The organism is Nocardia sp. NPDC006044 (assembly GCF_042871115.1).
Taxonomy (GTDB): domain Bacteria; phylum Actinomycetota; class Actinomycetes; order Mycobacteriales; family Mycobacteriaceae; genus Nocardia.
On the sequence record NZ_JBIAID010000003.1, the window covers coordinates 593,395 to 606,178 of the forward strand.

General features: G+C 67.9%; 11 protein-coding genes. 4 read left to right on the plus strand and 7 right to left on the minus strand.

Features of this window, described 5'->3' with window-relative positions; translation table 11 throughout:
- Nucleotides 1-91 precede the first annotated feature (91 nt).
- On the minus strand, nucleotides 92-724 hold the full coding sequence (locus ACFYO1_RS27230; protein ID WP_387236631.1) for a LysE/ArgO family amino acid transporter: 633 nt from the start codon (nucleotides 722-724) through the stop codon (nucleotides 92-94).
- 73 nt (nucleotides 725-797) lie between these two features.
- Between ACFYO1_RS27230 and ACFYO1_RS27235 the strand changes: the two genes are divergently transcribed.
- From ACFYO1_RS27235 to ACFYO1_RS27245, 3 genes are all read left to right on the plus strand, one after another.
- Nucleotides 798-1,670 (plus strand): LysR family transcriptional regulator ArgP, encoded by an 873-nt coding sequence (locus ACFYO1_RS27235; RefSeq protein ID WP_387236633.1) that lies wholly within the window; start codon nucleotides 798-800, stop codon nucleotides 1,668-1,670.
- A gap of 167 nt (nucleotides 1,671-1,837) precedes the next feature.
- Nucleotides 1,838-2,170 (plus strand): Lsr2 family protein, encoded by a 333-nt coding sequence (locus ACFYO1_RS27240; RefSeq protein ID WP_378721267.1) that lies wholly within the window; start codon nucleotides 1,838-1,840, stop codon nucleotides 2,168-2,170.
- Nucleotides 2,171-2,355: 185 nt separating this feature from the next.
- Nucleotides 2,356-3,087: a PaaX family transcriptional regulator C-terminal domain-containing protein gene (locus ACFYO1_RS27245; protein WP_387236635.1), complete on the plus strand. Its 732-nt coding sequence runs from the start codon at nucleotides 2,356-2,358 to the stop codon at nucleotides 3,085-3,087.
- 29 nt (nucleotides 3,088-3,116) lie between these two features.
- On the opposite strand, the gene ACFYO1_RS27250 is transcribed toward ACFYO1_RS27245, so the two are convergent.
- Nucleotides 3,117-4,754 (minus strand): acyl-CoA dehydrogenase family protein, encoded by a 1,638-nt coding sequence (locus ACFYO1_RS27250; protein ID WP_387238599.1) that lies wholly within the window; start codon nucleotides 4,752-4,754, stop codon nucleotides 3,117-3,119.
- An 80-nt stretch (nucleotides 4,755-4,834) separates the two neighbouring features.
- Between ACFYO1_RS27250 and ACFYO1_RS27255 the strand changes: the two genes are divergently transcribed.
- Complete coding sequence (locus tag ACFYO1_RS27255; protein ID WP_387236637.1) at nucleotides 4,835-5,854, plus strand: crotonase/enoyl-CoA hydratase family protein; 1,020 nt, start codon at nucleotides 4,835-4,837, stop codon at nucleotides 5,852-5,854.
- Nucleotides 5,855-5,880: 26 nt separating this feature from the next.
- Here ACFYO1_RS27255 and ACFYO1_RS27260 read toward each other — a convergent pair whose 3' ends face one another.
- From ACFYO1_RS27260 to ACFYO1_RS27280, 5 genes are all read right to left on the minus strand, one after another.
- Nucleotides 5,881-6,828 carry an enoyl-CoA hydratase/isomerase family protein gene (locus tag ACFYO1_RS27260; RefSeq protein ID WP_387236639.1) on the minus strand — a complete coding sequence of 316 codons (948 nt, stop codon included), beginning with the start codon at nucleotides 6,826-6,828 and terminating at the stop codon, nucleotides 5,881-5,883.
- Nucleotides 6,825-7,700 carry an SDR family NAD(P)-dependent oxidoreductase gene (locus ACFYO1_RS27265; RefSeq protein WP_387236641.1) on the minus strand — a complete coding sequence of 292 codons (876 nt, stop codon included), beginning with the start codon at nucleotides 7,698-7,700 and terminating at the stop codon, nucleotides 6,825-6,827. Before ACFYO1_RS27265 ends, ACFYO1_RS27260 begins: the two co-directional genes overlap by 4 nt.
- A 167-nt stretch (nucleotides 7,701-7,867) precedes the next feature.
- Entirely contained in the window at nucleotides 7,868-11,641 is a 3,774-nt protein-coding gene (locus ACFYO1_RS27270) for an NACHT and WD repeat domain-containing protein (protein WP_387236643.1), read from the minus strand.
- 292 nt (nucleotides 11,642-11,933) lie between these two features.
- Nucleotides 11,934-12,200 (minus strand): hypothetical protein, encoded by a 267-nt coding sequence (locus ACFYO1_RS27275; RefSeq protein ID WP_387236645.1) that lies wholly within the window; start codon nucleotides 12,198-12,200, stop codon nucleotides 11,934-11,936.
- Between the two features lie 29 nt (nucleotides 12,201-12,229).
- Nucleotides 12,230-12,751: a hypothetical protein gene (locus ACFYO1_RS27280; RefSeq protein WP_387236647.1), complete on the minus strand. Its 522-nt coding sequence runs from the start codon at nucleotides 12,749-12,751 to the stop codon at nucleotides 12,230-12,232.
- Between the last annotated feature and the right edge of the window lie 33 nt (nucleotides 12,752-12,784).

Genomic DNA, 12,784 nt, shown 5'->3' on the forward strand with positions numbered 1-12,784 from the left:
CAACGATCCAGTTTCCGCTGCCTGATCGAGTATCTCGCTCGTCTACGGGCCTAGCCGAGCAGGTGGCGGTGCGAACCAACAGGTTTCGACCTCACACCGATGGACCCGCGAGTAGCAGCCCCAAGGCCAGCAGCGTCATCACCACGGCGATGCCGGAATCCAGTACCCGCCAGGCGGCGGGACGGGCGAACAGCGGGCCGAGCAGTCGTGCCCCATAACCGAGGACGGTGAACCAGATGACGCTGCCCAGCATCGCGCCCGCGCCGAGAAACCAGCGGTCGGGGCTGGTGTAGGTATTGGCGAAGGAACCGAGCAGCACCACGGTGTCCAGATAAACGTGCGGGTTCAGCCAGGTCAGCGCGAGCGCGGTGACGATGGTGGCACCCAGCGCGACGGTCGCGCCGGTGGATCCGGTGGTGAGCGCCGACGCCGCGAACGCCCGCCGGGCCGCCAGAACCGCGTAACCGAGCAGGAACGCCGCGCCCGCGTACCGCACCACCGTCACCACTTCGGGCGCCGATTGCACGACCACACCGAATCCGCCGACGCCGGCACCGATCAGCACGATGTCCGACAGCGCACACACCGCGACCACCGCGAAGACGTGCTGTCCGCGCACCCCCTGACGGAGCACGAACGCGTTCTGCGCTCCGATGGCCACGATCAGCGAGAGCCCGAAGCCGAGTCCGGACAGGGCCGCCAGCGCGGCCGAGGAGACCTCCATAACCTCCGACGCTAGGGGCGGCATTATCACCAGGCAAACTAAAGATTCTGCACTACCATTACGATTCCTTAACATGGATCTCCAGTTGGATCAGCTCCGCGCGTTGACTGCCGCGGTCACCGAGGGCACGTTCGACGCCGCGGCCAAGCGCCTGCGGATCACCCCGTCCGCGGTCAGCCAGCGCATCAAAGCGCTGGAGGACGCGGCCGGTCGCGTCCTGGTCCAGCGCACAAAACCGGTGTGCGCCACCGAATCCGGGCTCGCCGTGCTGCGGCTGGCCAGGCAGATCGAGCTGCTGACCGGCGATACCGCGCGCGAGCTCGGCGAGGCGGACGGCCCGGCGCGGCTGCCGATCGCGGTCAACGCCGATTCCCTGGAAACCTGGGTGCTGCCCGCGCTCGCCGCGGTGCCGTCCGGCATCAGTTTCGAGATTCACCGCGAGGACGAGGAGCACACCACCCGCCTGCTCCGGGACGGCACGGTCATGGCGGCGATCACCGCCACGTCCACACCGGTGCAGGGCTGCTCAGTCGAACCGCTCGGCGCGATGCGCTATCGGCCGATGGCCGAACCGCGATTCGCCCGCACCTGGTTCGGTGACGGCGCGACCGCCAAGGCATATGCGGCGGCGCCGGTGGTGCTATTCGACCGCAAAGACGATCTGCAAGACCGTCACCTGCGCCGCCGCAGTCGCCAGCCGCTCGATCCGCCGCGGCATTACGTCCCCTCTTCGGCCGGATTCCTCGCCGCGGTTCGGCTCGGATTGGGCTGGGGAATGTTGCCGGACCTGCAAACTCACAATTTTCGGAGCACCGAACTGGTGGCCATCGATGGGTCCGCATTCATCGATGTCCCGCTGTACTGGCAGCAATGGCGGCTCGACTCACCGGCATTGAGCGCGGTCGCCTCGTCGATAGCCGCGACCGCCGCGGAATCGCTGCGCTGAGTACCCGTATCGGATGGCCGTGCACTTGAACGTGCGTTCCCGCGCATTCGCGCTCGTAAGCGCTCCGAGCACTTCTGCGCCACAGTACTTTTCTCCTCGCCGAGTTCGATGCGATACGGTATTAGTATTCCGAGCAATTACTCGTGACTACGCGAAGGACGCACCCCATGGCCAAGAAAGTCACCGTCACCCTGGTCGACGACTACGACGGCAAGTCGAAAGCGAATGAAACAGTTCAATTTTCGATCGATGGCGTGGCCTACGAGATCGATCTGTCCACCAAGAACGCGGGCAAGCTGCGCGTGACCCTGGAGCCGTGGACGGAAAAGGCGCGCAAGACCGGACGGGCGAAGCGGAAAGGCACCGGCAAAGCGACTTCCGCGACCGATCGCGAGCAAACAGCCGCGATCCGCGAATGGGCCAGGAAGAACGGGCACAACGTATCGACCCGTGGCCGCATCCCGGCCGACATTGTCGCGGCATATAACAACGCGAACTAGCACAACCGGGTCGATTCGTCCCTCGGTCCGACATATTGCCAGTTCATGGGCGGTCGTCGCGGACTTCGAGCAGGCGTGGTTCGGTGGCGGGACCGCGCGGGCGAGGGTGAGTTCGTCTGTAGAATTCCGGGTTCGGCCGCCGGAGTTCGACCGGCGCGGGCTCGGAGAGGACGGGGCGTGTGGCGATGCGCGTGCGAAAGCTGACCGCTCGGTCGGCGATTCTGAGCGCGTTGCTCGGCGCGCATCCGGCCGAGGCGCCGGTGAGCTGGATCGTTTCGGTGGCCGAGGAACTCGGACTACAACAATCGGCCGTGCGGGTCGCGCTGACCCGAATGGTCGCCATGGGTGATCTGGAACGCGCGAACGGCGTGTATCGGCTCTCCAGCCGCCTGATCGACCGGCAGCGCAGGCAGGACGCCGCGGTGAGTCCCGTGGTGAAAGCCTGGGACGGCGAATGGTTTCTGGCGGTGGTGACCGCCGTCGGCGACGACGCGCCCGCCCGGACCGCCTTCCGGGACACGATGCGCTCCCGCAGGCTCGGCGAATTGCGCGAGGGTGTATGGACCCGGCCCGCGAACATCGAGATAGTTCTCGGGCCGGATGCCGACCGGCGAGTTTCCGTGTTCACCGCCGCGCCGCAGGATTCACCGGCGCACCTCGCGGAAACCCTTTTCGCGCCCCATGTTTGGGCTCGCGACGCGGAGCGGCTGCTGCGCGAGTTCGCGAGTTCTTCCTCGATGCGGGAGCGGTTCGAGGTGGCCGCCGCCGCGGTGCGGCATATTCTCGACGACCCCCTGCTCCCCGATCCGCTGCTTCCCGCCGACTGGCCGGGGTTGCGGCTGCGCGCCGAATACGCGGCGTTCCGAACCGAATTCATGGGATTCGCGGAGCAGCTGCTCGTCACGTCGGATGTGTAATCGCTATCGATGAACTGGGCCGGTCGGTTTCAGTTACCCGGCTTGGGTGTCGCGCGCTGAATGATCGCGGCCGTATCGATGCCTGTCGGTAGCGTGCCGAAAACGTCGCCGTGTTCGCCGCCGAGCCGGCTGACGGTGAACGCGTCGGCGACCGCCGGATGCCCGTAGCGAACCAGCAGCGACGCCTGAAGTACCTGCGCCATATCGCCGACGATCCGACGCGCCCGATGCTGGATGGTGTCGAAGTCGCCGAATTGCTGTTCGAGCCGCGCGATCGCGGCATCCAGGTGCGAGTCGGCGCCCGTGGCGCGTTTGACTTCGTCGAAAAAGGCGCCGAGGGTTTCCGGCTGTTTGGCCATCGCGCGCAACGTATCCAACGCGGCGACGTTGCCCGATCCCTCCCAGACCGACATCAACGGCGCCTCTCGATAGAGTCGCGGCATCCGCGATTCTTCGACATAACCGTTGCCGCCCAGGCATTCCAGCGCTTCCGCGGCATGGATCGGGCCGCGTTTGCACACATAGTATTTGCTCACCGCCAACGAGATTCGGCGCAACTGGTCGGCGCCGTCCTCGCCGGCCGTCGCCCGGTCGGTCAGGTCGGCCAGCCACAGGGCCACCGTGGTCGCCGCCTCCGCCTCGATCGCCAAATCGGCCAGCACATTACGCATCAACGGCTGATCGGCCAGCGTCGCGCCGAATGCGCTGCGGTGCGCGGCATGATGGGCGGCCGCGGCGACGCCCGTGCGCATCGCGGTGGCGGTGCCGAGGGTGCAATCCAGGCGGGTCAGGTTGACCATTTCGATGATGGTCGGCACGCCGCGGCCTTCGTCGCCGACCAGCCAGCCGACGGTGTTGTCGTATTCGACCTCGCTGCTGGCATTGGAGTGATTGCCGAGTTTGTCCTTGAGTCGTTGCAGCGCAAAGGTATTGCGGGTCCCGTCGGGCAGCACTCGGGGAACGAAGAAACAGGAAAGCCCGCCGGGCGCTTGCGCGAGGACCAGGAATACGTCCGACATCGGCGCGGAGGTGAACCATTTGTGCCCGGTGATCCGATACGTTCCGTCGGACATCCGGGTCGCGGTGGTCGTATTGGCCCGGACATCGGAGCCGCCTTGCTTTTCCGTCATCGACATCCCGGCGATGAGCCCGCGCTTGGTCAGCGGCGCGCGCAGCACCGGATCGTATTCCTTTGCGCAAAGCAAGGTTTCGTACTGGGCGGCGAGGTCCGGGGCGACGCGCAACGCCGGGACGACCGCGTAGGTCATCGAGATCGGACAGCCGTGCCCCGCATCGACCGGGCCCCACACGCTCAATTTCGCGGCGCGGGTCAGATGCGGGTTCGGCCGGGTGTCCGCCCAGACCGCGGCGTGCAGGCCGAAGCCGACCGCGTGCGTCATCAATCGGTGATAACTCGGGTCGTAGACGACCTCGTCGACCCGGTTGCCGTACCGATCGTGCGTCTTCAGCACCGGCGGATGGGCCTCGGCGAGGTCACCGAGCTCGATGGCTTCGGCGCTACCCGCCAGCCTGCCGATCTCGTGCAACTCGTCGAGCGCGTGGTCGGCGCCCGCGCGGTGCAGCGCCTCGAGCAGCACCGGCTGCTCGGCGGCGTCGTAGTCGACGAGCGGGGGAACTTGGTTCGTAACCGCGTGGGTGGCCATGATTCAGTATTACAGTGGCCCGTCAATCGACACAAGTATGTAATATCAGTGCGAAGCACGCCCCGACGTAGTCAGGAACCCCCTTGTCAGACTTCGAGAATCATTCCGGCACCCGCCCCGCCGCGTGGTACGAGGGACTCACCGAAGCCCCGGACTCGCCGTGGGCCGACCGCACGCCGCCCGCGGCGGATATCAGTTACCGCACGCTGACCTACGAGGTCACCGACCGGATCGCGCGAATCACCTTCAACCGCCCCGAACACGGCAACGCGATCACCGCCGACACCCCGATCGAACTCGCGCACGCCGTGGAGCGGGCCGATCTCGATCCGCGCGTGCACGTGATGGTGGTGTCCGGGCGGGGCAAGGGTTTCTGCGGCGGATACGACCTGTCGATCTTCGCCGAGAGCTCGTTCGATTCCGGCGCGGGCGCGAGTTCGCCCACCGGCACCGTGCTGGATCCGGTGGTCCAGGCCCGCAATCACAATCCCTGGGGCACTTGGGATCCGATGGTCGACTACGCGATGATGAGCCGGTTCAACCGGGGCTTCGCCAGCCTGCTGCACGCCAACAAGCCGACGGTGGCCAAGCTGCACGGCTTCGCGGTGGCGGGTGGCACCGATATCGCGCTGTACGCCGATCAGATCATCTGCGCCGACGACACCAAGATCGGGTACCCGCCCACCCGGGTCTGGGGCATTCCGGCGGCGGGCATGTGGGCGCACCGGCTGGGTGATCAGCGGGCGAAACGGCTGCTGTTCACCGGCGACTGCCTTTCCGGCAAGCAAGCCGAAGAATGGGGCCTCGCAGTCGAATCCACGCCCGCCGACGAACTCGACGAGCGCACCGAGGCCCTGCTCGAACGCATCGCGCGGATGCCGATCAATCAGCTCGTCATGGCGAAGCTGGCCCTCAACAGCGCGTTGCTGGCCCAGGGGGTGGCGAACTCGGGCATGATCAGCACCGTTTTCGACGGCATCTCCCGGCACACCCGCGAGGGCTACGCGTTCCAATTGCGTTCGGCGACCGCCGGTTTCCGCGAGGCGGTGCGGGAACGCGACGAACCCTACGGCGACTGGAAGCGGGCGCAGTTCGAGAAGTAGCGAGCGGCTGCATGGCGTTGAGCGCCTCAGAAGTCGGCCACGCTTCCTTCGACCCAGCGGGGCAGGCGTTCGTCGATGAAGGTCGCGAGATCTCTTCCGCTGCTTTCTACCTCACGGATCTCGTCTAAGTACAGCTGCATCGCGTGCTGGGCGGTCGCGGTCGAACTCGTCTCCAGGAAGCCGGTGCGTTCGATATGCAGTCCCTTGTCGAGGGGTTCGGAGCCGCCCGCGTAGACGGCACGTTTGAGCGCCGCGACCGCCACCGGCGATCTGCGGGCGAGCCGAGCGGCGGTGGTGCGCGCCTCGCTCATCAGGTCTGCCGGTGCGACGAGCCGGTGCACGAGTCCGATCTCGTGGGCACGGGCGGGCGTGATCGGGGCGCCTTCGAGGCACAGCTCCAGCGCGCGGGCCGCGCCGAGCGCCCGCGTGAGCATTTGGGTGCCACCGCCGCCCGGAATGATCCCGACCAGGATCTCGGGTTGGCCGATCTCGTACGGGCCGTCGGCCATCAGCCGGATGTCGCAGGACAGCGCCAGCTCGCAACCGCCGCCGAGGGTGCGTCCGTTGAGGGCGGCGACGAAAACCTTGTCCGAGTCGCGCATCCGGCGGCAGACCTCGTGGTAGCGGCGCAGGTCCGCGACACCGCCCGCGCCGGCGCGAGCCAGCGCCGCCTGCCCGCCGGGGATGCGGTCGGCGGCACGACTCGTGTGCAGTGCCGCGGCGGCGGCGCGGCGGGTGAGGGTGACCGGGGAAGCTTGTGCGCCGGCGAGGATTTCGGCGACGTCATAGTGACTGACGAAGACGTCCTCGACCGCGCTGGTGAGTATCACGGCGCGAGTGTCGGCGTCGCGTTCGAGCGAGGTGAGCAAATCCGCCAGGGCGGACATGATTTCGCCGGTGAGGAAGTTGTAGGGCGGGTTGTCCAGCCACACGATCAGGACGGCGCCGTCCGCCTCAGTACGGATCAGGCTCATGATTCCCCTTGTGTCGATAGTGTTTTCGACGCCGTGCGGAGACCGAACCCGATCGCCGCCGACATGATCCGCTGGTAGCCGACCGGGAACAGCCGCTGGAGAACATCCATGGCGACCGCGTCGGCGCCGATCCTGACTTTGGCCTTGCCGCGCCGGATTCCGTCGGCGATCACGACGGCGGCCCGCTCCGGTGAGGTACGCGCAATCCGGTCGAACAACTCGACATTGGCCGCCGCAGACCCGGCCCCGGCGACCCCGGTACCCTCGAATCGGGTGGACCGCGCGATATTCGTCCGAATACCACCGGGATGCACGGCCATCACGCGCACCGGCGACCCCGCGAGCCGCAATTCCATCCGCACCGACTCGGTGAACCCGCGGACCGCGAATTTGGTTGCACTGTAGGCGGATTGACTCGGCATTCCGAGCAACCCGAAGACACTCGACACATTGACGATGGTGCCGCCGCCGGCTCGTTCCAGAATCGGGTGGAACGCCCGGGTGCCGTGCACCACACCCCAGAAGTTGATGTCGACGATCCACCGCAGGCTGTCGTCGCTGATCGTGACGCCGTCGCCGAGTACCGCGACGCCGGCGTTGTTCAAAACGATATCCGCTCTCCCCCATCGTCTTTCGACGGCGTCGGCGAAGGCGTAGATGTCATCTTCGCGGCCGACGTCGACTCGGTGCGTGCTGACCTCGGCGCCGAGTTCGGCCACCCGGCCGGCCGTTTCCTTCATTCCGGCGTCATCGATGTCGGCCAGGGCCAGAGTCGCACCGCGGCGGGCGAATTCGACCGCCGTTGCCGCCCCGATCCCCGATGCCGCGCCGGTCACCACCGCCACCTTGCCGTCCAACCGCCTGTCAGACATGTCGCAGCCCTCCGCTCGTCGCCACCGCGATCACAGTAGAGAACAATTACTCTCCAACTTGCTGCTTCGAGAAAGACTGTGCGCGTGCACTATCAGCTGCCGCCGCCATCGGCTCGATGCCCAGGTCGCCCGAATTCATCTCGGACGCGGTCGAATCGGTCCGGGAATCAGCAGGTGGAGATATAGTCCACGGACGGCAGCAGCTCTCGCCATGTCCGCGCATCGATCCGTGCGGCAGCGGAGTCGCAAAGTCTGCTCGCGAACACGTCCGGGTCGGTGTACCAGAGAGCCGACAGTTCGTCGCCGATGCCGAGCAGGCGCGACTCGTCGCCCGGGTCGAAGCGCAGGAACCAGGTCCAGCCGACCTCCGCCGCGATCGGTTCGCCGAGCGCCCGGATATCGGACGCGTCGGCGATGTCCCACACGCGGGCGGTCCGGTCGTCCCCACCCGAGGCGAGGCGGTGCCCGGATCGGTCCATCGCCAGGGTCCGGACCGCCGCGGAGTGTGCGCGGATCGAATCGAGGTCGCGGACCCGATCCAGGTCGGTGACGTCCCAGGAGCGAATCATGCCGTGATCGTCCGCGCCGAACAGGGTGCGACCACCGGGAGCGAAGACCAGGCTGCGCATGTTCGCGCCGCCGGTGTCGAGGGAGGTCTGCACCGGCTGGGCCGGATCGGTGACGTCCCACAGGTGGATTCGGGAGTCGTCGTCGGCGGCCGCGATCAGCGGACGGTCCGGCGCGAACACCGCATTTCCCAGTTCGCGGTCGTGCCCGGTCGATAGTCGACCGAGCTCGCGGGCGCGGGCGGGATCGGCGACGTCCCACAGCCGGAGTGATCGGTGGTCGACGCCGGTGAGCAGTCGCTTTCCGGTCGGATCGAAGGCGAGGGGTCCGCTGAGCCCGGTCCCGGGGAGCGCGCCGATCGGCGCCGGGCGCGCGGGATCGGTCAGATTCCACAGTCGCACCTCGCCGCCGCCGGCGGTGACCAGCAGGGTGCCGTCCGGCCGCAGCGCGACGTGCGCGCCGTGCCGGTCGGGCGCCCCCGCCGTCACCTCACCCACGGATCGGCTGTAGAACGGGTCGCCGATATCCCACACGTTGACCTGACCGTCGCGCAGTCCGCTGACCAGCAGCTTGCCCGACTGGTCGAAACCGACCGAGCTGAGCGCGCCCGCGAACACGATGGGCACGTTCACCCCCGCGTGGCTCCACGTGCGGATCCATCCGTCCGAGCCCGCAGTCACCAGCTGGGTGTCGGAGACGATCACGAAGGACCGGGCCGAACCGCTGTTGCCGTGAATCTCGCGTCCGATCGCGGTGATCCGGTCACGGCGGGTGGTGTTCAGCGCGCGCATGGTGCCGCCGGCGTCCGCGACCGAGAGCATCTTGCCGTTGCGCCAGAATTCCAGCTGCGTGATCGGCACGGGACGGGATTGCTGCCTGCCGATGAGCCGCGCCTGGCCCTGGTCGTCGACGTTCCAGACCTGGATGACGCCATCCGCGGTGCCCGTGCCGAGCCGGCCGTCCGGGCCGAGGGCGATGGCCTGCACCGCGCCCTCGGCATCGATCGGCGCGCCCAACGGAGTCGGGTGGTCGGCGTCCTCCACGGCCCATAGGCGCGCCGTTCGATCGTCCCCCGCGCTGGCCAGCAGTGGGTGGTCCGGTGCCAGCGCCAGCACCTTGACCGCGCCGGTCTGTGCGGCAATAGATGGCCCTCGCGGCCGAATCGACTGCGGGACAGTTGTATCCAGAAAGCTCAAGGTACCGTCAGCGCCGCCGGTGACGACCGTGCGACCGTCAGGCAGGTAGGCGAGTGCGGTGACCGGTGTGCCGTTGGCGAATTCACCCAGCGCCGCAACCTGCTTCGGATCGTGGACATCCCAGAGACGCACAGTGCCGTCGTCGCCCGCGCTGGCCAGGACGCCGCCGTCCGGGCTGAACGCGACGGATTCGACGTTGTCCCGGTTACCGGTGAGCTCCGGGCCAGCGGGGGTGATGGCACGCGGATCCGCGACATCCCACAGCCGGATGAGACCGTCGCTGCCCGCGCTGGCCAAGAGCTTTCGGTCCGGGCTCAGAGCGAGATCGCGCACGAGTCCCTTGTGCGCCACCGTGGACGCGATGTCCAGCGGCAGCACCTGAGTTGCCAGCAGCCGCGCGCGGGCCATCGGATCGTCCGGGCCGAGTCGATACGCGGCCAGCGCGAGCTGGGTGGACAGACCTGGATCGACGTTCTGCACTCGTTGCGATTGCTCGACGATCTGGCCGAGCACCACGCCCTTGTGTTCCTGCGCGACGGAAACACGTTGTACGACAATCACTCCCGACAGCACCACGGCCAGTGCGACGAGCACGGCCACCGTCGACCAGAGCACCTGCCGACGCACGGTGTGCGCGCGCCGGCGCGCCAGCGACGCGGCGACGAACTCGCGAGCCAGCAGGTTCGGCGACTCGGTGCGGCGCATCCAGGCCGCCGCGTCCTCCAGTCGAGTCCTGGAGTAGAGCAACGACACCGGGCGATCCTGGCGGGCCCACTCGCGGGCGTCCGCTTCGATGCGCTGGCGGGCCGGCGCGAAGTCCTTTTCCTCGGCGAGCCATCCGGCCAGCCGCGGCCAGCCGGACAGCAGCAGATCGTGGACCAGTTCGACTTCACCGTTGCGCTGCACCACGATTCGCGCTCGGGTCAGGCGCGCGATGACGGCCCGCGTGGCGTCCGGGTCGGCGGATTCCTCGATGAGCTGCTCGACCGGCATGCGGTTGCGCACGATGGTGGTCGGGCCGATGATCGTCAACGTGATCAGCACGTGCCGCGCGGCGTCGCGTTGCCGGTCGGTGAGCCGGGACCAGAACGACTCCGCGCCCACCGCACAGGCTTTCGCCATTCCGCCCGCCTCGCGGTAGGCCTCCAGGCTCAGGGTTCGGCCGCGCCGATTGGCCCAGGTCGCGGCCAGGGCGAAGGACAGCAGCGGGAGGCGCACCGAGCTGTGCGCGTCGATGGCGTCGAGGTCTTGGAGCAGGATGTCGATCAGGGTGTCCTCGACGCGCAGGCCGGTGGCCGCCGCCGGACGGACGATCGCCTCCCGAAGTTCTTGCGGCGTCATGGGATCGAGCAACATCGCGTGGTCGCGGAGCACCATAGTCAACAGCGGGTAGCGCAGGAGTTCCGGGAGGTAAGCGGTGTCGAACGCGAGGACGACGGTGGTGGGTGCGCCGGCGCCGGCGGCGGCGAGCGAGGCCACTGTGGTCAGGAATTGCTGGCGCAGTGCTTCATTCGCGCAGCGGGTGAACAGTTCCTCGCCGCGATCGACGATCAGCAGGCGGTGACCGTCCGCGCCGGCTTCGAGGGCGGATTCCAGGGCGGCCATCGGGTCGTCACCGGGGGTCATGGCGATCGGGACTCTGGCGCCCGGCGCGGCCTGTAGCCCAGCGGCGAGCAGCGAGGACTTTCCGACGCCCGGCGGGCCGAGCAGCACCGCCATTGCCGGGATGTCGCTCGCCTCGACGTTCGAAATCAGTTCGAGGAGTTTTTGTTTCGCGTCGTCGCGGCCGAAGAACAGATCGCGGTCTTCGACTCGGTATTCCCACAGGCCGCGGTAGGGTTCGCGGCCGATATCGATGCTCGGCGGCTCGACCTTGGCGGCTTTCCAATCCTCGTGCCAGCGAACCAGATCCAGGAGGGAGGGGTCGATGCGCGGGTTGTCGGCGGCCTGGTGGCGGGCCTCGGCGATCAGGACCTCCAGTACCGGGCGGACCGCGACGAAGGTGGCCGGCGTGCGATTGCCGCGCCGCCAGTCGCTGATTCGCTGCGCGGTGACCTTGCCCGCGCCGTTCGGGATGCGCGCGTTGGCGGCCCGGACCACCGACTTGGCCGGTGGGGTTCCGGCGGCGGCGAACAGTTCGCCGAGCCGGGCGGCGAAGTGGCGACGGCCCTCGTCCATCAGCTGCCTATCGCCACGGGGCGGGCGGCGTGGCGGCTGCGTGAACCGGCGGAACGGACAATCGCGTGTTCTCCGAGGTGTCGGGTGTCCTGGGCATTGTCGTGCCGGGCTGACGATGCGTCGCGTTTGCGAGCTAGCCAGACCGAATCGGATCGCCATGACGCCGGACGGCGGCGCCGATGACAGAGCAGCAGCTCGAGGGTATCAGCGAGCATCATCAACTCCAGTTTGCGACGCGATAGCCACAGCAGGGTGACGGCACCGCGGAGTGCGCGTCACCCTGCTGCGCGACCTACGTCAGACCCATCAGGATGGCGTTCTGCACCGCGGGCAGGAAGCCCAGCGACGCCACCAGCGTCATGCCGACGCCGATGCCGAGCCGCCGGTGCCGGTTCCACCAGCCGATCGGGCCGACGCGGGTCCGGTCGTGGCAGCGGGTGATGGTGTCGGCGTCGGTGGCGTTCTGTTCGTAGTAGCCGAAGCCCACCGGTGCCGCACTGATGTCGAGCAGTCCGCCGAGCGGATCGGCGGTGCTGCCGGAGAACCTGGTATCGAACATGATCGAACCTCCTGGGTCTGGGCGCCGGGTCAGCGGATGGTGTCGGTCCAGGGCTTCATCAGGGCGTCGTAGACCTCCCTGGTGAACTTGCCGCGACCGACCAGGTCGCCGAGGGCCGCTGCGGTAACCGCGCGATTGACCACGACGAGCGCGCCGATCGAGGTGAGCGACTTCAGCAGGCCGCCGAGGTCGTCGGCGCCTGGGCCGGCGGTCGGTGACACCGCTTGTCCGGCAATGGTTCCCGCGATCTGGATGTGGCGGGAGCGGCCGAACTCCTTGGCCGTTTCGGCCGCGATCTGTGCCGGTTGGGAGTCCGCCGAGGAGGCGCCGAGGCCGGCGAACAATGCGGACAGGCCCGCACCGCCGGAAAGGGTGGACAACCCGTCCTGCAGGCCGCTGCCCGCCGCGGTGTTGAGTTTTTCGCGCTCGTCCGGAGTGAGTTGCGTTGCGCGTTCGACGATTTGGGCGACGTCGCGCCACTGCGGGCCGTACAGGTACTCCAGGTGCAGGGTCGGGTAGTCGGTGTCGATGTTGGTCGGGTCGGACTTCATGCTGGACTCCTTTGTATTGTGTTGCCGGACAGT

What these genes read in the sequence shown, in the direction of transcription:
- ACFYO1_RS27245 (WP_387236635.1), top strand. Translation starts at nt 2,356, where the DNA reads ATGCGCGTGCGAAAGCTGACCGCTCGGTCGGCGATTCTGAGCGCGTTG.
- ACFYO1_RS27270 (WP_387236643.1), bottom strand. Translation starts at nt 11,641, where the DNA reads ATGGACGAGGGCCGTCGCCACTTCGCCGCCCGGCTCGGCGAACTGTTC.
- ACFYO1_RS27235 (WP_387236633.1), top strand. Translation starts at nt 798, where the DNA reads ATGGATCTCCAGTTGGATCAGCTCCGCGCGTTGACTGCCGCGGTCACC.
- ACFYO1_RS27265 (WP_387236641.1), bottom strand. Translation starts at nt 7,700, where the DNA reads ATGTCTGACAGGCGGTTGGACGGCAAGGTGGCGGTGGTGACCGGCGCG.
- ACFYO1_RS27240 (WP_378721267.1), top strand. Translation starts at nt 1,838, where the DNA reads ATGGCCAAGAAAGTCACCGTCACCCTGGTCGACGACTACGACGGCAAG.
- ACFYO1_RS27280 (WP_387236647.1), bottom strand. Translation starts at nt 12,751, where the DNA reads ATGAAGTCCGACCCGACCAACATCGACACCGACTACCCGACCCTGCAC.
- ACFYO1_RS27260 (WP_387236639.1), bottom strand. Translation starts at nt 6,828, where the DNA reads ATGAGCCTGATCCGTACTGAGGCGGACGGCGCCGTCCTGATCGTGTGG.
- ACFYO1_RS27230 (WP_387236631.1), bottom strand. Translation starts at nt 724, where the DNA reads ATGGAGGTCTCCTCGGCCGCGCTGGCGGCCCTGTCCGGACTCGGCTTC.
- ACFYO1_RS27275 (WP_387236645.1), bottom strand. Translation starts at nt 12,200, where the DNA reads ATGTTCGATACCAGGTTCTCCGGCAGCACCGCCGATCCGCTCGGCGGA.